At 71.0% G+C, this 23275-nt stretch carries 26 protein-coding genes; 13 read left to right on the top strand and 13 right to left on the bottom strand.

Features of this window, described 5'->3' with window-relative positions; translation table 11 throughout:
- Positions 1–68: 68 nt before the first annotated feature.
- From ACQEVM_RS16395 to ACQEVM_RS16375, 5 genes are all read left to right on the top strand, one after another.
- Positions 69–293 carry a hypothetical protein gene (locus ACQEVM_RS16395; protein ID WP_433079332.1) on the top strand — a complete coding sequence of 75 codons (225 nt, stop codon included), beginning with the start codon at positions 69–71 and terminating at the stop codon, positions 291–293.
- A 160-nt stretch (positions 294–453) separates the two neighbouring features.
- Complete coding sequence (locus ACQEVM_RS16390; RefSeq protein WP_433079330.1) at positions 454–2232, top strand: CocE/NonD family hydrolase; 1779 nt, start codon at positions 454–456, stop codon at positions 2230–2232.
- A gap of 94 nt (positions 2233–2326) precedes the next feature.
- Positions 2327–3016, top strand: coding sequence for an aspartate/glutamate racemase family protein (locus ACQEVM_RS16385; protein WP_433080047.1), 690 nt, complete (start codon positions 2327–2329; stop codon positions 3014–3016).
- A gap of 123 nt (positions 3017–3139) precedes the next feature.
- Positions 3140–3685, top strand: coding sequence for a GNAT family N-acetyltransferase (locus ACQEVM_RS16380; RefSeq protein ID WP_433080045.1), 546 nt, complete (start codon positions 3140–3142; stop codon positions 3683–3685).
- Between the two features lie 226 nt (positions 3686–3911).
- Positions 3912–4412 (top strand): CAP domain-containing protein, encoded by a 501-nt coding sequence (locus tag ACQEVM_RS16375; protein WP_433079328.1) that lies wholly within the window; start codon positions 3912–3914, stop codon positions 4410–4412.
- 107 nt (positions 4413–4519) lie between these two features.
- Here the strand turns inward: ACQEVM_RS16375 and ACQEVM_RS16370 are convergent, their stop codons facing one another.
- The 3 genes from ACQEVM_RS16370 to ACQEVM_RS16360 form a co-directional block, all read right to left on the bottom strand.
- A complete protein-coding gene (locus ACQEVM_RS16370; protein ID WP_433079326.1) occupies positions 4520–4924 on the bottom strand; it encodes a transglycosylase SLT domain-containing protein in 405 nt (134 codons plus the stop codon).
- Positions 4925–5418: 494 nt separating this feature from the next.
- Positions 5419–5829: a DUF4190 domain-containing protein gene (locus tag ACQEVM_RS16365; RefSeq protein ID WP_433079324.1), complete on the bottom strand. Its 411-nt coding sequence runs from the start codon at positions 5827–5829 to the stop codon at positions 5419–5421.
- Between the two features lie 224 nt (positions 5830–6053).
- Positions 6054–6326: a DUF3253 domain-containing protein gene (locus tag ACQEVM_RS16360; protein WP_433079322.1), complete on the bottom strand. Its 273-nt coding sequence runs from the start codon at positions 6324–6326 to the stop codon at positions 6054–6056.
- 215 nt (positions 6327–6541) lie between these two features.
- Here ACQEVM_RS16360 and ACQEVM_RS16355 point away from each other — a divergent pair, with 215 nt between their 5' ends.
- Positions 6542–7756 carry a S8 family peptidase gene (locus ACQEVM_RS16355; RefSeq protein ID WP_433079320.1) on the top strand — a complete coding sequence of 405 codons (1215 nt, stop codon included), beginning with the start codon at positions 6542–6544 and terminating at the stop codon, positions 7754–7756.
- On the opposite strand, the gene ACQEVM_RS16350 is transcribed toward ACQEVM_RS16355, so the two are convergent.
- From ACQEVM_RS16350 to ACQEVM_RS16320, 7 genes are all read right to left on the bottom strand, one after another.
- Positions 7740–8099, bottom strand: a complete 360-nt coding sequence (locus ACQEVM_RS16350; protein ID WP_433079318.1) for a protease inhibitor I9 family protein — start codon at positions 8097–8099, stop codon at positions 7740–7742. The genes ACQEVM_RS16355 and ACQEVM_RS16350 overlap by 17 nt on opposite strands.
- A 554-nt stretch (positions 8100–8653) precedes the next feature.
- Entirely contained in the window at positions 8654–9865 is a 1212-nt protein-coding gene (locus tag ACQEVM_RS16345; protein WP_433079316.1) for a tetratricopeptide repeat protein, read from the bottom strand.
- Between the two features lie 162 nt (positions 9866–10027).
- Positions 10028–10339 carry an SCO5918 family protein gene (locus ACQEVM_RS16340; RefSeq protein ID WP_433079314.1) on the bottom strand — a complete coding sequence of 104 codons (312 nt, stop codon included), beginning with the start codon at positions 10337–10339 and terminating at the stop codon, positions 10028–10030.
- A gap of 52 nt (positions 10340–10391) precedes the next feature.
- Complete coding sequence (locus ACQEVM_RS16335; protein WP_433079312.1) at positions 10392–10793, bottom strand: CBS domain-containing protein; 402 nt, start codon at positions 10791–10793, stop codon at positions 10392–10394.
- 45 nt (positions 10794–10838) lie between these two features.
- Positions 10839–12362 (bottom strand): DEAD/DEAH box helicase, encoded by a 1524-nt coding sequence (locus ACQEVM_RS16330; RefSeq protein ID WP_433079310.1) that lies wholly within the window; start codon positions 12360–12362, stop codon positions 10839–10841.
- A gap of 396 nt (positions 12363–12758) precedes the next feature.
- Entirely contained in the window at positions 12759–12962 is a 204-nt protein-coding gene (locus ACQEVM_RS16325) for a cold-shock protein (protein WP_329439553.1), read from the bottom strand.
- A 432-nt stretch (positions 12963–13394) separates the two neighbouring features.
- Positions 13395–13733, bottom strand: a complete 339-nt coding sequence (locus ACQEVM_RS16320) for a MerR family transcriptional regulator (RefSeq protein ID WP_433079307.1) — start codon at positions 13731–13733, stop codon at positions 13395–13397.
- Positions 13734–14362: 629 nt separating this feature from the next.
- Between ACQEVM_RS16320 and ACQEVM_RS16315 the strand changes: the two genes are divergently transcribed.
- Positions 14363–14752 (top strand): TOBE domain-containing protein, encoded by a 390-nt coding sequence (locus ACQEVM_RS16315; RefSeq protein ID WP_433079305.1) that lies wholly within the window; start codon positions 14363–14365, stop codon positions 14750–14752.
- A gap of 103 nt (positions 14753–14855) precedes the next feature.
- Here ACQEVM_RS16315 and ACQEVM_RS16310 read toward each other — a convergent pair whose 3' ends face one another.
- Entirely contained in the window at positions 14856–15590 is a 735-nt protein-coding gene (locus tag ACQEVM_RS16310; RefSeq protein WP_433079303.1) for an SDR family oxidoreductase, read from the bottom strand.
- 211 nt (positions 15591–15801) lie between these two features.
- Between ACQEVM_RS16310 and ACQEVM_RS16305 the strand changes: the two genes are divergently transcribed.
- Positions 15802–16644, top strand: a complete 843-nt coding sequence (locus ACQEVM_RS16305) for a helix-turn-helix transcriptional regulator (protein WP_433079301.1) — start codon at positions 15802–15804, stop codon at positions 16642–16644.
- A 48-nt stretch (positions 16645–16692) separates the two neighbouring features.
- Here ACQEVM_RS16305 and ACQEVM_RS16300 read toward each other — a convergent pair whose 3' ends face one another.
- On the bottom strand, positions 16693–17106 hold the full coding sequence (locus tag ACQEVM_RS16300) for a peptidase inhibitor family I36 protein (protein ID WP_433079299.1): 414 nt from the start codon (positions 17104–17106) through the stop codon (positions 16693–16695).
- 657 nt (positions 17107–17763) lie between these two features.
- Here ACQEVM_RS16300 and ACQEVM_RS16295 point away from each other — a divergent pair.
- The 5 genes from ACQEVM_RS16295 to ACQEVM_RS16275 all read left to right on the top strand — a co-directional run bounded on the left by ACQEVM_RS16295 (position 17764) and on the right by ACQEVM_RS16275 (position 22093).
- Positions 17764–19425, top strand: coding sequence for a PP2C family protein-serine/threonine phosphatase (locus ACQEVM_RS16295; protein ID WP_433079297.1), 1662 nt, complete (start codon positions 17764–17766; stop codon positions 19423–19425).
- Positions 19422–20504, top strand: a complete 1083-nt coding sequence (locus tag ACQEVM_RS16290; RefSeq protein ID WP_433079295.1) for a cobalamin B12-binding domain-containing protein — start codon at positions 19422–19424, stop codon at positions 20502–20504. Before ACQEVM_RS16295 ends, ACQEVM_RS16290 begins: the two co-directional genes overlap by 4 nt.
- The gene (locus ACQEVM_RS16285; protein ID WP_433079293.1) at positions 20501–20926 is read left to right on the top strand and encodes an STAS domain-containing protein; all 426 of its coding nucleotides are present in this window, start codon (positions 20501–20503) and stop codon (positions 20924–20926) included. Before ACQEVM_RS16290 ends, ACQEVM_RS16285 begins: the two co-directional genes overlap by 4 nt.
- Before the next feature lie 52 nt (positions 20927–20978).
- Positions 20979–21506: a MarR family winged helix-turn-helix transcriptional regulator gene (locus ACQEVM_RS16280; RefSeq protein WP_433079291.1), complete on the top strand. Its 528-nt coding sequence runs from the start codon at positions 20979–20981 to the stop codon at positions 21504–21506.
- A 230-nt stretch (positions 21507–21736) separates the two neighbouring features.
- Positions 21737–22093: a hypothetical protein gene (locus ACQEVM_RS16275; RefSeq protein ID WP_433079289.1), complete on the top strand. Its 357-nt coding sequence runs from the start codon at positions 21737–21739 to the stop codon at positions 22091–22093.
- A 61-nt stretch (positions 22094–22154) separates the two neighbouring features.
- Here the strand turns inward: ACQEVM_RS16275 and ACQEVM_RS16270 are convergent, their stop codons facing one another.
- Complete coding sequence (locus tag ACQEVM_RS16270; protein ID WP_433079287.1) at positions 22155–23273, bottom strand: LLM class flavin-dependent oxidoreductase; 1119 nt, start codon at positions 23271–23273, stop codon at positions 22155–22157.
- Between the last annotated feature and the right edge of the window lie 2 nt (positions 23274–23275).

Genomic DNA, 23275 nt, shown 5'->3' with positions numbered 1-23275 from the left:
CGGGACGGGACGCTTCCTTCGCGTGGTCGCGGGCAGACGCGGGTCGGACAACCGCCGAAGGGACACCCATGCTGATCGCCGTGATCGTGCTCCTGCCCGCCCTCCTGTGCGGTGTTCTCGCGCTCGGCAGGTACGAGGAGCTCCTCCTCGGTTCGTCGGCGGACGACAGCCCACCGCAGCCCGCGGCCACCCGGCCTGCCGAGGTGACACCCGTCGCGGCGCGTCCCGCCCGTCACCGTGCGCCCGGCCGGCATTCCAGGCCCGGCCGGCGTCCCGCCCGGCTCAACGCATAGGGCTGCCCCTGCTGCTCGTGCCATACGGCGCAGGAGGTGACGCCGGCGGGAGGGCGGGCCTGCGTGCCACCTGAACAGACGCACATGAGCGCGGCGGCATCCCGGTAGCCATCACCGGGACACGCCCGGCATCTCCCTCCCCACGCAAACGGTGAACGACATGACTCAGCACAGCGCCGAAACTCAGCACAGCGCCGAACGCAGGCTGAACGGTCCGCAGACCAGCGGCCGCGAGTACACCGACCTCTCCTCCGCCGAGTTCGCCGTCACCACGGAACTGAACGTGACCGTCCCGCTCAGGGACGGAGTCGAGCTGCTGGCCGACGTCCATCGGCCCGCGGCACCCGGCCGGTATCCGGTCCTCGTCGCCGTCTCGCTTTATCCGCGGCAGATCCAGACGTCCGGCATCCCCCTGCCGATCGTCGAAGCCGGGCAGAGCGACTTCTTCGTACCCCGCGGCTACGTCCACGTGATCGTCAACGAACGCGGCACGGCCGGTTCGGGCGGCCAGTGGAGCATCTTCGACGAGCAGCAGCGTCAGGACCTGTACGACGTCGTCGAATGGGCGGGTACCCGGGACTGGTCGTCCGGGCACGTCGGGATGATCGGCATCAGCTTCTACGCCATGGCTCAGATGGCCGCCGCCACGGCTGCCCCGCCGCACCTGAAGGCGATCTTCCCGGTGGGGCTGAGTTCCGACCTCTACGACCTGGTCCGGCCCGGCGGGCTGATGAACAAGACGTTCATCGGCGGGTGGTCCGTGGCCATGGCCGTCGCCGCGACCCGTTCGGAGCAGCTGCTGCGCGGCCCCCTCCTGGAGGCCGCGCGCACACTGTTCCGGAACCCTCGGGTCCACGCGAAGACCGCGACCATGAACGGGGAAGCGGCACTCGGCGTCCTCCAGGGCGCCATGCGAGGTTCCTACCCGAGCGAGCCGTGGGACGAGATCTGGCAGAACCTCGCGCTCGGCCGTCCCTTCCGGGACGACTGGTGGCAGGAGCGCAGCCTCATGTCGCGGCTGGGCACCATCAACGTCCCGGTTCACCTCGGGTGCGACTGGGACAACGCCCCGGTCCACCTGCCGTCGACGTTCGACACCTGGGCGGGCTTCCAGCGGCTGACCGAGGACGAGCGGCCCCCGGTCCGGATGACGCTCCTCGGCCCCGGCGGCCTCAACTGGCCTTGGGAGAGCCTGCACACCGAGGCGCTCGCCTGGTTCGACCACTGGCTCAAGGGACGTGACACCGGAATCATGGAGGGCCCGCCCATCCGCTACGTCCTTCCCGGGGCGGGGGACGACCAGTGGCACACCGCGGACAGGTGGCCGCCGACCGAGGCGGTGCTGACCCCGTTCACGCTCCAGGCCGACGGCGCCCTGGTCCGCAACGGTCGGACCGAGGGGAGCCGCAGCTATCTCGCGCACGCGGAGACCGCGGCTCGTCCCTCCCGAGCCGCGCACCGGCCGGACCTCCCCGATGTCCTGAGCTGGACGACTCCCCCGCTGGTGGCCGAACTCGATTTCGCCGGGAACATCGAGCTGCGGCTCGACGCGTCCATCACGGACTGCGACACCTCCTGGATCGTGGCCCTTGAGGCCGTGGACGAGGACGGCGGATCCACTTTCATCACGCCCGGTTGGCTGCGGGCCTCCCTGCGCGAGGCCGACGAGGAGCGGAGCAGTCCCGGCCGGCCCGTGTTCGCGTGCACGACGCCCGCCGCCGTGCCGCCCGGTGAAACGGTGCACTACCGGATCCCGTTGTGCCCCAACGCCCGTCGATTGCCGGCCGGTCACCGACTCCGTCTCACCGTCGGCAGTTCCGATGCGGGCGGCGGCGTCCCGAAGGCGCTCGGCATGGAGCACCAGCCCGCCGGTGGGGTGTCCGTCAATACCGTCCACGCCGGTTCCACGCTGTGGCTGCCGGTCCTCGCCCGCGGTTAGCGGTCTCCGACACCACGGCCCACACCAGAACCACCCAAAGCAAGTCTTATGGATTCAACGCTTGCTAGGATACTTCCTTATGGATGGCATCTCGATGAAGACGATCGGCCTGCTCGGCGGGATGAGCTGGGAGTCGACGGCCGAGTACTACCGGCTACTCAATGAGTTCACCCGCGAGCGGCTCGGCGGACTCCACTCGGCGCGCTGCGTCCTGTACTCCGTGGACTTCGCGGAGATCGAGCGGCTCCAGGTGCAGGGCCACTGGGGCGAGGCGGGCGAGATGCTGGCCGACGCCGCCCGGTCGCTGGAGGCGGCGGGCGCCGATCTCGTCCTGCTGTGCACGAACACGATGCACAAGGTCGCCGACCAGGTGCAGGCGGCCGTCTCGATTCCGCTGCTGCACCTGGCCGATGCCACCGCGGAAGCCGTGCGGGCGCGGGGCCTGCGTCGGGTCGGCCTGCTGGGCACGGCGTTCACGATGGAGCAGGACTTCTACCGGGGACGGCTCGCGGCCGGTGGACTGGAGGTGTCGGTGCCGGATGCCGACGAGCGGGCCCTGGTACACCGGGTGATCTACGAGGAACTGTGCATCGGTGTCGTACGGGAGGAATCCCGGACCGCCTACCGGGAGGTCATCGCGGGTCTCGTGGCGGCCGGCGCCGAGGGGATCGTCCTCGGCTGCACCGAGATCGAACTGCTCGTGGGCGCCGAGGACAGCCCGGTGCCCGTCTTCCCCACGGCGCGCATCCACGCGGCGGCCGCCGTGACGGCCGCGCTGGGATAGTGGGCGGCTCCCCGCCGGGTCGGTGCCGGGGAAGCCACGTCGGAAGCATGGCCGAAATCATGGTGCGTTCCCGCCTGCTCACGGTTAACCTGCCTCGTCGCGAACAGGCCACGGAGGACCCTCATCATGAGCAGCACAACACCGTCGTTTCCCGAGCGGATCGAGCTTTCGGGAGAAGGTCTCGTCCTGCGCGACTGGACGGAGGCGGACCTGGACGCGATGCCCGGACTCTTCGACCACCCCGACATCGCGTACTGGACGCCGATCGTGTCCCCCTTCGACGCCGCGGCGGCCCGCGCCCGCCTGGATCGGGCCCGGCAGCTCAGGGCGGAAGGCACCACGATCCTTCTCGCCATCACCGTCGACGGAGACGCACCGCTCGGTGAGGTGATGCTGCGACGCGCCCCCGAGGGGACCGAGATCGGGTACGCGATCGGCCCGTCCCACCGCGGCCGGGGGCTGGCCTCACGCGCGGTGCGGATGATGTCCGCCTACGCCTTCGATCAACTGGGCACGGAGCAGGTGATCCTGGAGCTGGAGGCCGAGAACGGCGCCAGCGTCGCCGTGGCCACCAAAGCCGGCTTTCGACTGCTCGACGTACCGCTGATCACCGGTGAGGAGAAGGGCCGGCCCTACAGCCTGCAGACGTGGGGGCTGGCCCGCTCCTGACGCGCCGGAACCCGCAGTGCGGGGCACAGGGCCCACCGGGGAGCCGGATCGCCGGATCGCGGCGTGTCACTACCCTCCCCCACGGGCCTCACAACCCCTCCCACCTGTGGTTTCGGTGTCGGGAGATGCGGGTGGGCCGACCTCGGCGCAGACTCGGGTCTTGGAGGTCCAGCGGCGACGTTGCTGCTGGACTCCCCGCTTCCAGCCGAACGAAGGAAGGTACCCCATGGCTTCCGGATCTGGTCGAATACAGCGCCGGTGCACCATCGCCTGCGCGTCGTCCCTGCTGGTACTCGCGGGAACCGTCGGCGCCACCACGGTGTCCGTCGCGGCCCCGTCCACACACTCGGGCGCACAGACCGTGCTCCCGGCTGCGAGCGACCCGGGCAAGATCCTCGAACTGGTCAACAAGGCGCGCACGGATGCCGGCTGCGAGCCCCTGACGGTCGACCCGAAGATCGCTGCGGCAGCGCAGGAGTACGCCAACGACACGACGACCAACCACACGGGCTCGGACGGATCCAGCATCAAGGACCGGCTGACGAAGGCCGGAGCGACGTTCACCACCGGCTCCGAGAACATCGCCTGGGGCAGTGGGGACGAGAAGACGCACGTGGACGGCTGGCTGAAGAGCGCGGCCCACGCGGGCGCCATCAAGAACTGCAACTTCAAGAAGACGGGTGTCGCCGTGTCCGGTGACAGGATCGTCCAGGTGTTCACGGACTGACCCGGCTTTCCACACACGTCGGCAAGCACCGTGTCCGCAGAACGCAAAGACGCTCGGCCGGGAGATCCCGGCCGAGCGTCTTCGTGCGTCTGTCACCCACTGGCGACTCAGTACCAGTGGTGGGCCTGCCAGAAGTTCCACGCACCGACGGGGCTGCCGTAGCGGGAGTTCATGTAGTCCAGCCCCCACTTGATCTGGGTGGCGGGATTCGTCTTCCAGTCCGAACCGGCGGAGGACATCTTCGAGGCCGGCAGGGCCTGGACCAGGCCGTAGGCGCCCGAGGAGGAGTTCGTGGCGGTGTGGTTCCAGCCGCTCTCACGGGAAACGATGTTGTTGAAGGCCGCGAACTGCGCCGGGTCCTTGATCATCTGCTGGGCAATCGCCTTGGCGCTCGTCGGGGCCGCCTGGGCGGGGACCGTGGCAAGCATGGAACCGGCGACACCGAGGGCGACGACGGTGCCCGCGAGGGACTTCTTCGAAGCGGCGATGCGGCGGATGACGGAGTGGGACACGGACAGACCTTCCGAAGGGGACAAGGGCGGTCGCGGCACGTCAGAGACATGCGTGAGCCACTCACGCGGTGGAGAGGGGTTCGTCGGCGGCGGGTGAAGCACCCGTGCCGCCTTGCGACTCATCCAGTTCTACAGACGCCCCGACGGCCTGGCAACGACCCGTCCTACTACGTCCCCTCGCAGTCGGGGACCAGCGGCCCCCGGGAGGGCCCCGAGGCCGGCTGCGGGGAGAGCCGGTGGGATGCGGCAGGGTCGGCCTCTCGGAGCTACTAGGCCGGCTCGTATGTGACGTGGGTCCTATGGGGCGGGTCACCTCCGGGACGCCTGAATCTCACCGAATGTCACGGTTCGTAAGCCTTCGAGAGAGCATCCTGAGCTTCGGGAGGGAGGCCATCAGGCCCTCAGTCCGAGGATCTCGGTCGGTATCGACGAACCCCCGTCCCGTCCGCTCCTGAAGGCCGGCACGGGCCGGGGGTTCGCCCCGAACCGCTCGTTCAGTTGTTCATGTCGTCGTTGAAGCGGTTCGAGCAGTCCTGCTGCTCCTGCTGCGTCTGGGCGCCGTCCAGGCAGGACCGCAGGTCCTTGCCCTCGTCGGAATTGAGGATGGACACCCCGACGGCCACCAGGATCGCCGCGATGACCACGGTCACGGCGCCCAGGACCAGGCCGGTGATGGCCATCCCCCGCCGACCGGCGCCACTGCGGGCTCTGCGGAGGGCGGCAATGCCGAGGCCGATGGCGACCAGCGCCAGGGGAATGCCCACGAACCACAGCCAGAGCAGCAGCAGCGATGCGATGCCGGTGACCAGGGCGCCCACGGCCAGGCCGTTGCTGCCCGCGGCGGGCGCGGAAGCCGGTGCGTGGTGGGTGTGAGTGTTCTCGGGGGAGCTGTACGCGTCGGACACGGGATGTCCCTTCCTGGAGTCGACCGATGGACAACTTCTGCGCTGAGCAGTGGTGTTCAGGCCGTCTGCCACGGTCCGCCCGCCGCAAACCCTCCTTACCGGGTCGCTCGACCGCGCCAGGACTCCCCCGGCGACTGATCCGCGTCGATCGGCACCCGCGGCGGGGGGCTCGGGCACGTCGGTGATGCGCGGGCGGTGCGGCGTCACGCCCGGTGCGCGTCGTGTCAGCGGGTGCGGCGGATACGGATCGGGCCCCGGGCCCTTGCCGGATCGACGGCCCGGCCGGCCTGGGTGATCTCCACCTCGCCGGCCGCGCGCAGCCGCCGGGCCGCGTCGCGGGCGGGTTCCATGAGCGCGCGCCAGCCGTCGTCGTCCCCTGCGTACACCGCCCGTGCGGCGTCGGAAGGGCAGATCGTCGCGGTCGGGGCACGACGCTCGAGCAGTTCCAGGATGGCTCGTTCCAAGCGCCGGTCCGTCTGCCGTTCGCTGTCCGTCACTCTGCCAGTGTCGCGCAGGCGCGCCCGAGATCCAGCGTCCTCGGTCGAAGGTGTGGCGGCGCACCGCCGTGAGGAGGGCCCCGCCGTGTGACGGGGGCGTCGGGTCCGGTGGGACGCCCGCTCGGCCGAGCGCATTCAGGTACGACTCGGACGGCGGCCGAACCACCGGGCGATGTCGTAGGACCCGATCGTTTCCACATGATCCACTCGCCGGCATGACCACACGCACCAAGCTCGCACTGGCGACCGTCGTCACCGCCGCCCTGGTGTTCGGCGCCCCCCTCGCCACCGCTTCCCGGTCCGCCGCGGCGCCGGAGCCGACCCCTGCACCGTTGACCACCGCCGCTGCCAACGGGGTGCCCGGCACCTACATCGTGACCCTCGTCCAGGGCCTCGACGCGGCGAGGCTCGCGCAGCGGCTCAAGCTGAAGCCGACCTTCGTGTACGGCAAGGCCATCAACGGCTTCGCCGCCCCGCTCGACACGTCACAGCTGGACATCGTCCGTGCCAACCCGGGCGTGAAGGCGGTGGAACAGGACGTCAAGGTCATGGCCCCGCCGCGGCCGGTCACCCTGCCGGGCACCCGGGCCCCCTCCACGTCCTGGGGTCTGGATCGGATCGACCAGCGGGAGTGGGACAAGGCCAACGGTCGGGGCGACGGCCAGTTCACTCCCCAGGGCAACGGCGCCGGGGTCACCGCGTACATCCTCGACACGGGCATCGACTACACCCACGACGAGTTCGGCGGTCGGGCCGCCTTCGGCTTCGACGCGGTGGCCGACGGGCGCCGGGGCAAGGACTGCAACGGCCACGGCACGCACGTCGCCGGTACCGTCGCCGGGAAGACGTACGGGGTCGCGCCCAAGGCCGACCTCGTCAGCGTGCGCGTGCTCGACTGCGAGGGCCGGGGATCGTACTCGGGGATGATCGCGGGGTTCGACTGGGTGCTGAAGAACGCCAAGCAGCCGGCCGTGCTGAACGGCTCACTCGGCGGGGACAGGTCCGTGACCCTCAACAATGCCGCCACAGCGCTGTCCGACGCGGGCGTCCTGCCTGTCGTCGCGGCCGGCAACGACTCCAAGGACGCGTGCCAGGTCTCGCCGGCCTCCGCCGACCGGGTGTACACGGTCGGGGCTTCCGACCGGTGGGACGAGGAGTCCTCCTTCTCCAACCACGGGACGTGCCTGGAGATCTACGCGCCGGGCGAGGACATCGTCTCGGCGAAGCTCGGCGGCGGCGCCGTCTCCCTGAACGGCACGTCCATGGCCTCCCCGCATGCCGCCGGCGTCGCCGCGCTCTACAAGCAGGCCCACCCGACCGCGCCGGCCGGGGAAGTCGCCGCGTTCCTCTCCGCCGAGTCCACCAAGGACGCCCTGAGCGCAGTCGGCGAGAGCAGCCCCGACCAGCTGCTCTTCACCAGCGGCCTGTAGTCCCTTCCTCCACCGGCGCCCCGACGGCCCCGCCGTCCCGCTCGACGGCCGTGACGTCGGGGTGCGACCGCAGCGCGGCCAACTGCCGCCCGTCCAGGTCGGCGGCGAAGCCGCGCACCGCGCTGCGGTACACGTACCGGGCCTCCGTGACGCCGGTTTCGCGCATCACCCGTTCGGGATCGGCGCCGGGGGCGAGGGTGACGATGTACGTCGCGCTCTCCCCGGCTTCCTGAACGGCGCCGCCGGCCTGGTCGGCGTACGCGGCGGGCGCCAGGGCGACGGGAGCGGCGAACAAGAGGGCGGCTGCCAGTACGGGACGCAGGGCCGGAAACGGACGACGCACGGGGAACTCCCTGGTGTGAGGGGAACGACTGCCACCTCCTCCTTCGGTCACCGGACCCCGCACCTTGAACAGCCGGCCGGGCCGGTGCCCCCGCCCCCCCCCTGTAACCGCTGCCGCGCCGCTCGGGTGCAGGGCAGCGCGCGGGGCCGGATCGCCCCGGCCAGGCCGCAGGACGCCCGCTCGACGCCCAGCCGCGCCGGACCGCATGACGGTCGCCGGAGACGGATCGGTCAGATCGCCGAGGAGGAAGAGAGCCGGATCCTCTTCGTCACCGGAGCACTCCCCCGGCGCGGTCCGCCGGGCGACGTCGCTGGGGAGGCGCCACAGCACGGTCGACGACTGCCACCAGTCCCTCCCTGCGGACATTCGCCGCCAATCGCGCGCGCAGTGCACCCAGAACAGCCGAGACGAGGTCCGGAAGCTCACCCTCCAGGCCACCGTGGTCGATGTCCCGGCCCCGGACGAGCACGCCGTCCCCGCCGACGACATGGTCCTCCTGTCCCTGCCGGCGGGCCGCGGGCCCACCGGACGTCGGTGCGTGGGGCGACGGGGCCCTACCCGCCGTCGCCGGGCGGCGGCGTCATCGTCCGGAGTCGGTCTTCCAGAGCGCGCACCTCCGCGAGGGAGGGCGCGTACAGCGCCGGGATCTCTGCCGCGAGCTCGCGCATGAGGGCCACCGCCTCCGTGACGGCGGCCAGGGCCTCGGCGAGGTCGATCCCGGCCTCGGCCCGCACCCGGGCGTGGAACGCCAGTGCCAGGGCGAGGTCGCCTCGTCGTGCCACGGGGTTGATCGCTGTCTGCTCCCGCATCATCGCCAGGGCTCGGGTGGTGACCTCGGCCGCTTCCCGGAGCCGTCCCAGGTCGGCGAGTGCCGCTGCGAGGAGGGACAGTACGTCGGCGAACAGCGCACCGTGGAAGCCGGGTTCGGCCTGGTCCAGCTCATGGAGGATGGCGACCGACTCCTGCGTGGCGGCCAGTGACGCCTCCCGGCTGACGTGCATGCGGGCCACGTTGCCGAGTCCCATCGCCAGATCCCGCCGGTGCACCGCCGGGTTGACCTGCGCCAACCGCCGGTAGAGCGTCACGGCCTCCTGGGCGCTCCTCAGCGCCCGGCGCTTCTGGTTCCGTGCCGACTGGCGGCGGGCCAGGTTGTTCACCGCGTGAGCGAGGCCGACGGCGTGACCGGCCGGGTCCGTCGAGCCCGACCGGCGGTACAGCGCGACGGACTCCCTGGTGACCTTCAGCGCCTCGGCGTGCAAGCCCAGCCGGGACAACACCACGCCGAACTGACTTAGTGCGTTGGCGAGTTGGGGGCGGTAGGCGGCCTCCGCGCGGGCGAGTGCGCGATACAGGCCGACGGACTCCCGGGTCACGTCGACCGCCTCCCGGGGACGCCCGAGTCCCCACAGGGCGGTACCGAGGCCCAGCAGGGTGGCGCCCAGTGGTGCGGCGAAGGCCGCGTCGGCCCGCCGCCCGTGCCCCAGGGCCACGGCCTCCGAGGCGGTCCGCAGGCACTCCTCCCACCACCCCAGCTTCGAGAGTGCCTCGCAGCGGAGCACCAGGAGGTAGGCGAGCGACGTGGCCGCTGCGTCGTCGGACTCGCCCGCCCGAACGCCGGCGATGCGTTCGCGGAAGAGCCGAGCGGCCTCGTCCGTCGCCGCCACGGCCTCTTCGTACCGGCCGGAGACCACCAGCCGGCCGCTCAGCTCGAAGGCGGACCGAGCAGGATCGGGTAACTCGTCGTTGCTCGACGTCTCGTCGGCCATGACACTCCTCGGCTCGGGGACGGCCGGGCGTGTGCCCGACCCGCCGTGCAGAGAAGCGAACCGACGCGTCGTCGACCGGTCCCCCCGCGCGCCGAACGACCCCGTCAGTATGACCTCGGGAGCCATGCCGGGACCGGGAATCGGCCTTATCCGTCCCCTGGGTCAGACGGCCACGGGGGTGCCGAGCATGGCGGATGCCTGCTGGAGCGGGCTGAGGGCGCGGACGGGCGTGGCGGCCCGGGGAAGACCGCGGCAGGTGAAGCCGAGCTGCGTCATGGCGCGGAGGACCTCGCCGGCGCTGAAGTCACGGCGGTCCTGGCGGGTGATGACCTGGCCGACCTGCTTGGCGGGGTAGGTCCGGCGACCGATGATCACGGATTCGCCGGTGACCTCTTCGGGCTTGACGCCCTTCATCGTTTCCAGGACGCCGCTCTTGGTGAGGTCGAACGGGAAGCGGGCGATGACGCAGCGCATGATGCCTCACAGGGGAAGGGGTGGACGGGCGGTGGTACCGAGGTGAGGCGGGTCAGCGTGCGAGGGCGAGGGCGCCCGGAGCGCCGCCTTGTTCGCCGGCGACGGGCAGGGTGTCGGGCCGGCGGTGGCGCGGCGCGTACTCGGGCCGTGTGGCCACGGACGGGGACATGAGCGGCCCGCCACCATCGGGGAGGTCGCGCAGTCGGACCAGGTCCGTGTAGTACGGGCTGTCGCGGAAGGCCGTGAGCCCGGTTCGAGTGACGATGCCGGTGCGGTGGCCGTCCTCGTCATGGACGAGGAGGTGACGCACGCGGGCGCTGGCCATGACGTACAGGGCCACTTCGACGGTCATGTCGTCGCAGACCTGGAGTGGGGCCGCGTCCGTGGTTTCGGCCACCGTCGGGTGTGCGGGGTCGGGCTTCGGCGGGTGGGGTTGCATCTGGACGAGCGTCAAAAGGTACCTCCTGCAGAGATGGGTCAGTTTTCTCATCAGGATGTCCTAGGCCGCCGCATCGAAGGTGGAGGGCTGCCGCACGTTCGCGCGGCGGGCGGCCGCGGGCGTGGCGGGCCGGCGCCTGCGGCGGGCGGGCCCGGTGCTCTTGGAGCGCTCGACGACCGGAGCGGTGATGGTCACGGGGATGCCGGAGGGGGCCTGGGCGCCGGTGATCCGGTGCAGTTCGGCCTCGCCCGAGCGGACCTGGGTGGTCTGGGGGACGATGCCGGCGGCGGCCATGAGCCGGGTCATCTCGCGGCGCTGGTTGGGGGTGACCAGGGTGACGACGCTGCCGGACTCGCCTGCGCGAGCGGTACGGCCGCCGCGGTGGAGGTAGTCCTTGTGGTCGGTCGGCGGGTCCACGTTCACCACGAGGTCGAGGTTGTCGACGTGGATGCCGCGGGCGGCGACGTTCGTGGCGACGAGCACGGTGACGTGTCCGGTCTTGAACTGGGCCAGGGTCCGGGTGCGTTGAGGCTGCGACTTCCCGCCGTGGAGGGCCGCGGCGCGGACTCCGCTGTTGAGGAGTTCCAGGGTGAGGCGGTCCACGGCGTGCTTGGTGTCGAGGAACATGATCACTCGACCTTCGCGGGCCGCGATCTCCGTCGCCGTCCGCTGCTTGTCGGCGCCGTGTACGTGCAGTACGTGGTGCTCCATCGTGGTGACCGCACCCGCGGACGGGTCCACGGAGTGCACGACCGGGTCGGTGAGGTAGCGGCGCACCAGGAGGTCGACGTTGCGGTCGAGGGTGGCGGAGAAGAGCATCCGCTGGCCTTCGGGGCGGACTTGGTCCAGGAGGGCGGTGACCTGGGGCATGAAGCCCATGTCGGCCATCTGGTCGGCCTCGTCGAGAACCGTGATCGCGACCTGGTTCAGCCGGCAGTCGCCACGGTCGATGAGGTCCTTGAGACGTCCCGGGGTTGCGACGACCACCTCTACGCCATTGCGCAGGGCGGCTGCCTGGCGGCCGATCGACATGCCGCCGACGACCGTGGTCAGGCGCAGTTTCACCGAGCGGGCGTAGGGCGTGAGGGCGTCGGTGACCTGCTGGGCGAGCTCGCGGGTGGGGACCAGGACCAGGGCCAGGGGCTGGTGGGGTTCGGCGCGTTGTCCGGCGGTGCGGGCCAGCAGGGCCAGGCCGAAGGCCAGGGTCTTGCCCGAGCCGGTGCGTCCGCGGCCGAGCGCGTCGCGCCCGGCGAGGGTGTTGGGCAGGGTCGCGCCCTGGATCGGGAAGGGGACGCTCAGACCCTGCGCGGTGAGTGCGGCCAGCAGTTCCGCGGGCATGCCGAGGTCTGCGAACGCCTCGACCGCGGGAAGCGCCGGGGTGATCGTCTTGGGCAGGGCGAACTCACCCTGGAGTGCGGCGGGCCGCCGGCCGTGGCCACCCGAGCGACTCGGACTCGCCGAACGGTTCGGGGAGGAAGGACCGAAACGGCTGCCCCGGCCCGACCCTGCGGCCGAGCTGTAGGCGGTGCTTCCGGTACGGCCACGTGAGCGAGAGGAGCGGTCGTTCGTGCGTGTGGGGTTCATGGAGAACCTTCCTTGACATGGCACGTATCAAGGAATTCCCGCGGCGGAAGAGCAGCACGGGAAAACACGAGAACGGGCCGGATGAAATGCGAAAGCGTCTGATCCGTACGGAGACAAGCGTCCGATCCGTACGGAGAAAACTGCGGGCACGGTCGCTTGAAGGGGCGATTCCGGGCGGCGTCCCCGGGGCGAAAGGCTGGGCCACGACTCGGGATCGCGCCTCGGCCGGAGCATTCGGCTCGATGCCGCGAAACGTCCGTTTGGAAACGTCCGTTTGCCCGGAGAGGGCTCACGGATGGATGTCATGTGCGCAGGAGGAGAACACTGCGGAAGGTGTCCGCAGCCGGGTCCTGCACCCCGAGGGATGCGCATCCCGGCTACGAAGCGCGGGTCGCGTCAGGCGGGAATGATGTTCTCCGCCAGCGGGCCTTTCGGACCCTGCGCGATGTCGTAGGTGACCTTCTGGCCTTCGAGCAGCTCATTGATGCCCGGGGTGGTGATGTTCGCGAAGTGGGCGTAGAGGTCGGCTCCGCCCGCATCCTGCTCGATGAACCCGAATCCTCTTGCCGCGTTGAACCACTTCACGGTGCCGGACGCCATGTCGAGTCTCCCTTGGGGCAGTACGCCGGGACCCGCGATGTGCGGATGACCGGGTCGCCGCGATGATGCCCCGCCGGGAAAGAACCGGAGATAAGCAAGGTTTTCCAGCGGCATTCAAACCGGTGGAATCGCTTGAAGTTTTGGGAACCACGACTGCAACTGAGATCGACAGTAGCACGCCGTAGCGGCGCGGGTGCGTTCAATAATTGCCCTCGGGCCCGTTACCGCACATACCTTCCCTGCGACGGAAGTAAAACCCTCATGTCGCCGTCACAGTTATTTCCGCGCTCCGGCGAAAGTCACGTTCCTGCGGGAATCGTCTGCCTCCGCTCACCACCTGCGCAGTGCTCGGGTCCGCATTCGCGCCCCACCCGGAGCGCCGCTCGGCCGGGCGCGGCGCCCGCCGGTACCGGCGACCCCACCCCCGGTCCCTCAGGGGACGTTCGGCGGACCGGTCGATTCGGCTGCCCGGCGGTATCCGTCGTTGATCCGCCGGGCTTCCTCCAACTGGTCCTCGAGGACGATGATCCGGCAGGCCGCCTCGACCGGCGTGCCTTGATCAACCAACTCCCGCGCACGGGCCGTGATGCGCAACTGGTAGCGGGAGTAGCGCCGGTGGCCGCCCTCGGAACGCAGCGGAGTGATCAGGCGGGTCTTCCCGATGGCACGGAGCAACCCGGGTGTGGTCCCGAGCATCTCCGCCGCCCGGCCCATCGTGTAGGCCGGGTAGTCGTCGTCGTCGAGACGACCGTACGAACCGTCTGCCGTCATCGCACCTCTCTGTGGAATCCGTGGAACGCGTCGAGGGGCCCTGGTGCCGTACGGCACCAGGGCCCCGAAGGAACTGCCACACCATCTGCCGGCCTATTGATACGCCGGCCTTCTGTATCCACAGACCCGACCCACATGCGGTCCGGGCTGCGGGGATCGCGGTTGCTTGACCGGAGACCACCTCACTGACGAGTGTCCTGCGGTACCCGGGCTCACACATTCCACCCGGGCGATCCTGATGGCGACCAACCCCTCCGTTCTTCCCTCTGAGATCACTCACTCGCTTGCCGAACGGGAACTGCGGTACTGAACCACTGCGAACTGCGACTACGTGTCCCGCCTGCCCGGCAGTCGTCCCTGCCAGGCCCCGTCGATCTTGCCGATCTCGACTACAAGAGAAACCATAACCACACCACAGCCTGATGTCTACTACCGCCAGCATAGATTTTTGCGCACTCGAAGGTGAGGCAATCGACGTCACACAGCCGCGTTCCGCACCTCGTCCCGGGCGGCCCGCACCGGGCGTTCCGCCGCGGCCGTACTTCTGCCCGGGTGCGTACTCCTGCCGTACGGACGTCCTGTGGCAGCCGCTCGCCGGTCGGTCGCGATCGACCCCTAGGGTGTGCCACATGGAGTCCTACACCATGGGTCAGGCGTCCGAGCTGCTGGGCGTGAGCATCGACACGGTCCGGCGATGGGCGGACGCGGAGCGGTTCCCCACCCATCGCGAAGGCAACCGCCGTATCGTCAACGGCCCCGACCTCGCCGCGTTCTGTGTGGAGATCGCCCAGGAGAGCGCCGAGGACGACACCTCCTGCACCTCGGCCCGCAACGCCTTCCCGGGCATCGTGACCGGTATCAAACTCGGCGATGTCGCCGCCCAGGTGGAGATCCAGGCCGGCCCGCACCGGGTCGTGTCCCTGCTGACGCGTGAGGCGGTCGAGGAACTCGGTCTGGAGGCGGGTGTGCAGGTCACGGCCCGGGTGAAGTCGACGAGCGTGCACGTCGACCGCGGCTGACCCGGCCGCCGCGGAACGGGGTACAAGAGCCGCCGAGTTGGCGCCCTGCACGGTTCGCCGGTACGCCGGCCGATGTGAAGTACTCCCCTCGGTCCCGCCCCGACTACCGGGCGCTCGCGGCGGGCCTGACGATCACCTCGTTCACGTCCACCCCGGGCGGCTGGGAGACGACGTGGGCGATGGCGTCCGCGATGGCCGAGGCGGGCAGCGCCACGGCTCGGTAGGTCTTCATGGCTTCGCGGGCGGCCGGGTCGGAGATGCCGTCGGCGAGTTCGGACTCGGTCACGCCCGGCGAGACCAGCGTGACCCTGAGGTCCCCGCCCGACTCCTGGCGCAGCCCCTCCGAGATCGCGCGGACGGCGAACTTGGTGGCGCAGTACACGGCGGCGGTGGGCGAGACCTCGTACGCGCCGACGGAGGCGATGTTCACGATGTGGCCGGCGCCCTGGGCGCGCATCGCCGGCAGGGCGGCGGCGATTCCGTGGAGGACTCCTCGTACGTTGACGTCGATCATGCGGTCCCACTCGTCGGTCTTCAGCGCCGCCAGAGGGGACAACGGCATCACGCCCGCGTTGTTCACGAGGACGTCGATCCGGCCGAACTCGGCGCGCGCGGCGTCGACGAACGCACGCATGTCCTGCGCGTCGGTGACGTCCAGCGCGCGGAAGGCGGCGGACCCGCCCTCCTCGATGATCTGCTCTGCCAGTCGTTCCAGCCGGTCGGTTCGACGGGCGCCGAGGAGCACCCGGTGCCCGTCGGCTGCCAGGCGGCGGGCGGTCGCCTCCCCGATACCGCTGCTCGCGCCGGTGATCGCCACTGCTTTGCCGGTCTGCGTCATGCTCGATTCTCCTTGTGGAGGAAGGGAGTTGATGGGGGTGAAACACGTCGTCGGGACGTCGTCCGCGGCGCCGGGGCCCGCGTCGTCGTCGTGCGTCCGGCCGTGTTCGCTCTTCGGAGTCTGGGGCGCGGGAGGAGTGGCAACCAGGGCAGATCGTGCCGGGGTACGACGCACCCAGGCACACCGCCGGGAACGCCCCTAGCCTGTGGGTGTGACCAGCAACGAACTCGGAGACTTCCTGCGCGCGCACCGCGCACGCCTGCGGCCAAGCGATGTGGGACTGGCTTCCCACGGTCGGCGCCGGGTGGCGGGACTGCGCCGCGAGGAGGTCGCCGTCCTGGCCGGCATGAACACCGACTACTACGCCCGTCTGGAACAGGGCCGCGAGCGCGGCCCCTCCCCGCAGATCCTCGACGTGATCGGCGATGCCCTGTGCATGGACGTCGAGGCGCGCGAGCATCTGTACCGGCTCGCGGGTGCCGTGCCGGACGGCCATCGGGCGCCGCCGCGGGAAACCGCCGGTGTGATGCTCAGACAACTGTTGGACGGATTCACCGGCACTCCGGCGTTCGTCCTGAACCCGGCCGCGGACTTCCTGGCGGCGAACGCCCTGGCCGACGCGTTGTTCTCACCGTTCGCGGAAGCGGACAACCTCGCCCGCATGATCTTCCTTGATCCGGCGGCTCGCGCCTTCTTCAGGCATTGGGACCGGGCGGCCGAGGCGGTCGTGGCCGGCCTGCGCCAGGCGACAGGCGTCGACCCGCACTACCCGCGTCTGCCGGAGCTGGTGCGCTTCCTCTGCGGAGCGAGCGGGGAGTTCGACGCACTGTGGTCCTCACACACGGTCTACGGCAAGTCCCACGACGCCAAGGAACTCGTCCACCCCGAGGTCGGGGCCCTCTCCCTCACCTACCACTCCTTCGACGTCCGAGGAGCCGTCGGCCAGCAGGTCGTCATCTACCACGCCGCACCGGAAAGCTCCAGCGCCCAGGCGCTCGCCCTGCTCGGCAGCCTCGGGGCCACACGGCGACGGGAGTCCTCGGCGGAGCGGTAGTCCGGAGCGGTGGTCCACACCCGTGTTCGGTGTGGTCACCGCGCCGGGTCAGGAGACTCGGCAGTCGTGGAAGCGGCCGGAGTGGATGTGCCCGAAGGACGCCGGAAGCCGCTCGACGCCTTTGCCGGGGGCGACGGTCAGGCTCCGTCCCTTGTAGTCGGCCTGGTTGTAGAGGGTGACGCACCGGCCGCGGAGGACGCCGTCGGCCCGCCGGGTGCCGGCGCCGTTCCACACCGACGATGCGTCGTTGAAACCGACGTACGCGGTCGTCTCCGGATACCGCGGCATGTCCTGTGCCACCAGGCTCACCACACCGGTGTACGCGGGACCGGTCCATCCGCACACCCAGCCCGGCGAACAGCGCTCGGCGGGGGCGGGGGCGGCGAGACCTGACCCGGCCTGTGCCGCAGGGGCGAGGGCAAGGGCGAGAACCAGGCATGCGGCGCCGAGAACGCCGGTCATGGCGGTCCGTCTCCCGGCACCGCACCGGCGGGCCCGGCGCGTCACGGCTGCTGCGGGTGCGGTCACGGCGATCACTCCGCTCCGGCCGGCGTTCGTCGGGCCGATCAGGGACTGGTGCACGCTTCCATCGCACCTCCCCTCCGCGTAGATCGCACCCCGACCCGGCCGGACACGATCCGACCCGATCCGACCGAATCCGCTTCCGACCGCGCTCGCGGCCTACGGGCCGGAGGTCGCGGGCGAGGGCGGCGCGCTGGGTGTACTGGCGGGCGTGGAGGGCCGCGGAGGCGGCGCGGCGGGCGCCGTCGGGGGCAGGGGCGGCCGGCCGGGCGGGCGTGGACACCGACGTGCGGTCGACGTCCACGCGGCTGACGTGTCGCAACCGGCGATTTGCATCCATCGATTCGCATCGACCCCGTCGCGCCCTTGCCCGTCCGATCGCGGGCCATGCCGTCACGAACGGGTGACGGTTCTCACGGCGTCGACTTACGCATCGGAGGAGACGGTGTGTTCGTACGGTGTGCGTCCGGTGGGGGACGGCGCCGCGCGGGGGGCCTGGTTGCCAAGGGAGCGACGAATGGAGGATGGTTGCCGGAAGGCAATGATGTTTCCTTCGAGACGATGAGGTGAGGGGTTCGCGCAGCGGGCCTTCTACGTTTGGTGAATTCCACCCAGTCATCTGCCGGTTCGACCGCGGTGGGCATCCCGTGGGGTGAGGCCCCCTACCCGGTACTGGTCGCGGACGCCGGAGCGAACCTGGTGTTCGTCAACGAGGCCGCCGGCCTGGTCTTCCCGGACGCCCACTCGGGATCGGCGCTCTCCGACGCGGTGCCCGCCTGGCTGTCGTCGGCTCACGCCCGGTACCTCGCCGCGGTTCCGGCGCAGCGCCCCGGTGCCGACCGGAACCCGCTGGTGCAGGGGCCGGTCGGCGACCGTACCTACGAGGCGCACCCGACGGTGCGCGAGGACGGCACGGTGGTGTGGTGGCTGGTCGACGACACCGACCACCGCCTGGCTCGTGAGGCCCTGCGGATGGAACAGGAACGCACGGCGTTCCTGACCCAGGCCTCCAACCTCCTCCTCTCCTCCCTCAATCTGGACCGGTGCATGGACGTCACGGCGCAGATGGCGGCGGAACACCTCGCGGACGCGGCGTTGGTGATCGCGCCGACGCGCGGCCGTGAACTGCCCGTGGTGGCCTGCCTCCGCGGGGGAACACCGTCGATGTTCGGTGTGGCCGCCGACCCCGAGGAGGTACCGGGGCTCGGAGAGGCCCTCCAGGGCTTCCCGCCCGTTCCCTCCCGCTGGATCGATCCCGAGGCCGCTCCGTCGTGGCTCGTGCCCGACGGTTTCGGACCGGTGGGGTCGATCGTCATCACTCCCCTGCCGGGACACGGGGTGCCCGCGGGCGCCCTGGTCCTCCTTCGCCATGCAGACGCCGACGCGTTCACGGAGGGCGAGGAGGTCTTCGCCCGCCTGTTCGCCGCCCGTGCGGGCGCCGCGATGTCGGCCGCCCGTCTGTACGCGGAGCAGGCTTCGATCACCGAGACGCTGATGCGGGAGTTGCTGCCTCCGTCGCTGCACCAGGTCTCCGGCGTCGAGTACGCGGGCGGCTACCGTCCCTCCTTGGACCACGAGCGGATCGGCGGGGACTTCTACGACGTCCATCCCCCGGCGGTGGAGGGCGACGCCTCGCTGGTCGTGCTCGGGGACGTGTGCGGCAAGGGCCTGGAAGCCGCGGTGATGACGGGGAAGATCCGCAACACCCTGCACGCCCTGTTGCCCATGGCGGACGACCACCAGCGCATGTTGAGCCTGCTGAACACCGCGCTCCTGAACACGCATGACGCCCGCTTCGCGACCATGGTCCTTGCCTCCGCGGCACGCGACGGGAACGCGGTGCGGCTGCGACTGACCAGTGCCGGGCATCCGGCGCCCCTGATCCTGCGTTCCGACGGACGGGTAGAGGAGGCCCCCACCCAGGGCACCCTGGTCGGTGCGCTGCCGTCCATCACCGCCAAGACGGCGCAGGTCACGCTCGCACCCGGCGAGACCTGCGTCCTCTACACCGACGGAATCAGCGAGGCGCGCGGCGGCCCTCTCGGCGGGACGATGTTCGGCGAGGCCCGGCTGCGCCGTGCGCTCTCGGAGTGCGCGGGCCTGCCCGCCGAAGCCGTCGTGGAGCGGGTACAGATGCTCGCCTCCCAGTGGGTGGGGACGGGGCGGCACGACGACATGGCCGTCGTGGTGATCTCCGCGCCGCGCACCAACCACCTGAGCGCCGTGGACGGTCACACCCGGGGAAGGTTCACCGCGTGAGCCGACGGAACACCGGGTCGACCGTGCCGGAGCAGTTGGCGAAGGAGTTGTGGGAAGGGATCCTCGACCTCGACGAGACGGCTGTGATCACGGCCGTTCTCCGGGCGCTGGACGAGGGGGTGGACGCCGAGAGCGTCCTGCTCGACGTCATCGCCCCGATCCAGGGGCGGGTGGGCGAGGAGTGGGCCGCCAACCGCATCACCGTCGCCCAGGAGCACGCCGCCACCGCGATCAACGAGCGGGCCGTCGCCGCGCTCGCCCGGCACCCTTCGGCCCACCGGACGCGCACGCGGGGCCGGGTCACGGTGGCCTGCGTGGACGGCGAGTGGCACGCCCTGCCGGCCCGCCTCCTCGCCGAGGTGCTGCGGCTGCGCGGCTGGCACGTCGACTACCTCGGTGCCCAGGTCCCCACGCCGCACCTCGTCGCGCACCTGCACCGCACCGGCCCGGACGCCGTCGCCCTCTCCGGTTCGATCGCCACCCGCCTGCCCACCGCGCACGCGACGATCACCGCCTGCCAGGCCGCCGGCACGCCCGTGCTCGTCGGCGGAGCCGCCTTCGGACCCGACGGCCGCTACGCCCGGCTGCTGGGTGCGGACGCCTGGGCCCCCGACGCCCGCACCGCCGCCGACGACCTGGCCCGGGCCCCGCTGCCGCGCCCCCAGCCGGACCACCAGGCCATCGACGACCTCCCGCACCTGAGCGACCAGGAGTACACCCTCGTCGCCCGGAGCCGCCCGCAACTCGTACGGGGGGTCTTCACCGGGCTGGAGGACGCGTACCCGGCGATGCGCGACTACGACGAACCGCAACGCGAGCGCACCGCCGAGGACCTGGCCCACATCGTGGAGTTCCTCGCCGTCGCCCTCTACACCGACGACGAGGACCTGTTCGCCGGATTCATCCGGTGGACCGCCGACGTCCTGATCTCGCGCGGTGTCCCCGCAGAATCGCTCCTGCCGGCCCTGGCACTCCTGGGCCGCGAGCTGAAGGACTTCCCCCGCGCCGCCGGCATCCTGCGATCCGGCTCCGCCCGCTTGACCAGTAGCTTCCTCACCGCCGCCGGGATCGCCGAATGACCAGCATGCCCACCAGCCCACTGCACCTGACACGCATCGACGCGAAGGAGACCGTGCGCATCGAACTGCGCGGCGACCTGGACCATGACAGCGCGGATCTTCTCCTGGACGCCGTCAGTCGCCTGCTGACCGAGCGCAGCGACCTGCGGGACGTGCACCTGGGGTGCGGGGGACTGACCGCCGTCGACTCGACCGGCCTGTCGGTGCTGCTGATGGTCAAGCGGCGCACCGGTGCGGCGGGCGTACGCCTGCACCTCGACGACCGTCCGACGAAACTGGACCGGCTCCTGCAAGTCACCGGTACGCTGGAACACCTCACGGACACAGGGGGCACGTCCGGATCCTCCACCGCGGAGAGACCATCCGCCGCTTCGGAGAAGTCCATACCGGCCCGCTCCGGCAGCCCGGACAGCGGCGTCTGACGCCGGGTCGCGCCGACACGTCGAGCGATCCGGTCGTGTGGAGGGAACACAGATGCCAGTACCAGCCACCGACCCGCACGGCATCGGCCACGACGAGGCGCGTTCCGTCGGCGACATCGTCGAACTCCTCGACGTGATGTGGGAGAACGCCCGCCAGAGCACCTCGGCCGCCCCGGCCTCCACGTCACAGCTCCGCCTGATGTACCTGGTCGACCGCCGGCCCGGCATCCGCATGCGCGCCCTGGCCGAACTGCTCGGCGCGGCGGCCCCTTCCGTGACCCGGCTGTGCGACCGCCTCGAGGCCCTCGCGTTCATCGAGCGCCACCCCTGTCCGGACAGCGGCCGTGAGATCACGCTCAGGCTGACCCCTGCCGGGCAGACACACCTGGCGCGGATACGCGAAAGCCGGGAACAGACTCTGGCCCAGGCCCTCGCATCGATGACCTCGGACCACCGACGCGCCCTGGCGACCGGACTCGCCGCCCTGAACCTCGGCATCACGGCGGCAGCCGGTTTCCCGCAGCAGAAGAACCCGCCGCGTGACGCGGCCCGTGACGCGGCCCGTGACGCGGCCCCGTGACAAGGCGCCGACCCTGACGGACGAAGCGCGGAAACCGGTCAACGGGTCCCGACTCCGCTCCTTCTCCCGGCGCGCCACAACCGACCGGCCCGGTTCCGCGTCCCTCTCGGCGAGTGGTCTCCCGCCGACCGGCGCGGAGCGACGCCGATCCGGGGGGCATCATCAGTACGTTCACCTCTGACCAGACCGACCGGAGCGCACGGCCTCGCCGGGCCTTCGGCATCGGGAGGGTGCTGCTGGGCATCGTGGCGGGGATCCTGCTGACCGTCACGGTGACGACGGTTCTGTGGTGGCCGCAGAGAGACGTGACCTACCGCAGCGCCGCCCCTGCGGCAGTGGTCTACCCCGACGAGGCAGCACACTTCCTGGCTCTGGTGCACGTACACACCCTGTCCGGGCGGCACTCCTACAAGATGGTCATCGGCAGGGAACCCACCCCGTCATACGGCCACTGGGTGGACGTCGACGCCGCCCTGGGGGCCGAGGGGGTCGAGTCCACCACGTGGACGGAGTCCGGGGTGCGGGTCCGCTTCCCGACCGGTCACGAGATCTTCGTCCCCGCCCGCCCCTTCCTGTACGGCAGGTGACCACCCGTCGCGCCCGACTCCGTGACGATGCCGGGTCGGCGAGCCGGGCGCTCGGGCCGGGTCAGGCGCGGCGCACCCATTCCTCGGCGAGCAGGCGGTAGGAGCGGACCCGGTCCGCGTGGTCGTGCGTGATGGTGGTGATCAGCAGTTCGTCGGCCCCCGTGGCTTCCTGGAGCCGGTCGAGGTGATCGGCGACCGTCCGCGCCGAACCCACGAACTGCGTGTCCACCCGGTCCGCCACCAGCTCCCGGTCGGCGTCCGTCCACGGCAGCGCGCGTGCCTCGTCGGGCGTCGGGAAGGGGATCGCGCCCTCGGCGGTACGGATGCTGCGCACCCAGGGCGCGTACCCGGTGGCCAGCTCGCGGGCCGTGTCGTCGTCCTCGGCCACCACGACGTCGGCGGACACGGTCAGGTACGGCCGGTCGAGTTCGTCCGAGGCCTTGAACGCGGCGCGGTAGCCCTCCGCGGCCTCCAGCACCGAGGCGGGACTGACGTGGTAGTTCGCCGCGAACCGCAGGCCGTTGCGGCCCGCGGTCTCCGCGCTGACCCCGCCACTGCTGCCCAGCACCCACACCTGTACGTCGGCGCCCTCGCCCGGTACCGCGTGCGCCTCCACGCCCTCCGGGGAGCGGTACTCGCCCCGGAGCAGCGCCAGTACGTCGGACACCTGCTCGGCGTAGTCCTGCGGGGTGGCGCCCGGAAGATTCAGCAGTCGCTGCTGGAGGGCGACGCGCGGGTGCCCGAGGAGGTGGACGAAGGAGAAGCGGGGCGGGATCAGCAGGCCGCCGGCGGTCCTTCCCTCGAAGGGCGGCTCGGCGTTCGGCGCGGGCTTCGGCGGTCGTCCCGCCGAACGGCCCAGCCCCAGGTCGAGGCGGCCCGGGTGCAGTGCGTCGATCAGGCCGAACTCCTCGACCGTGGACAGGGCGGTGCGGTGGCCCAGTTGGACGGCGCCCGAGCCGATGCGGATCGTGGTGGTCGCGGAGGCGGTCAGCGCGAGCACGACCGCCGGGGAGGTCCCGGCGACGCCCGGGTTGAGGTGGTGCTCGGCGAACCAGTAGCGGGCGTAGCCGAAGGCCTCCGTCTGCCGGGCGAGGTCGATGGTGTGGTGCAGGGCCTCGCCGGCGGTGGAACCGGAGGCGATCGGTATGAGGTCGAGGACACCGAGGGGGATGCCGGACATGG

This window comes from Streptomyces sp. CA-243310, assembly GCF_050936775.1.
Lineage (GTDB): Bacteria > Actinomycetota > Actinomycetes > Streptomycetales > Streptomycetaceae > Streptomyces.
Note: the sequence above shows the minus strand (reverse complement) of the source record. Positions and strands in the feature narration are given on the sequence as shown.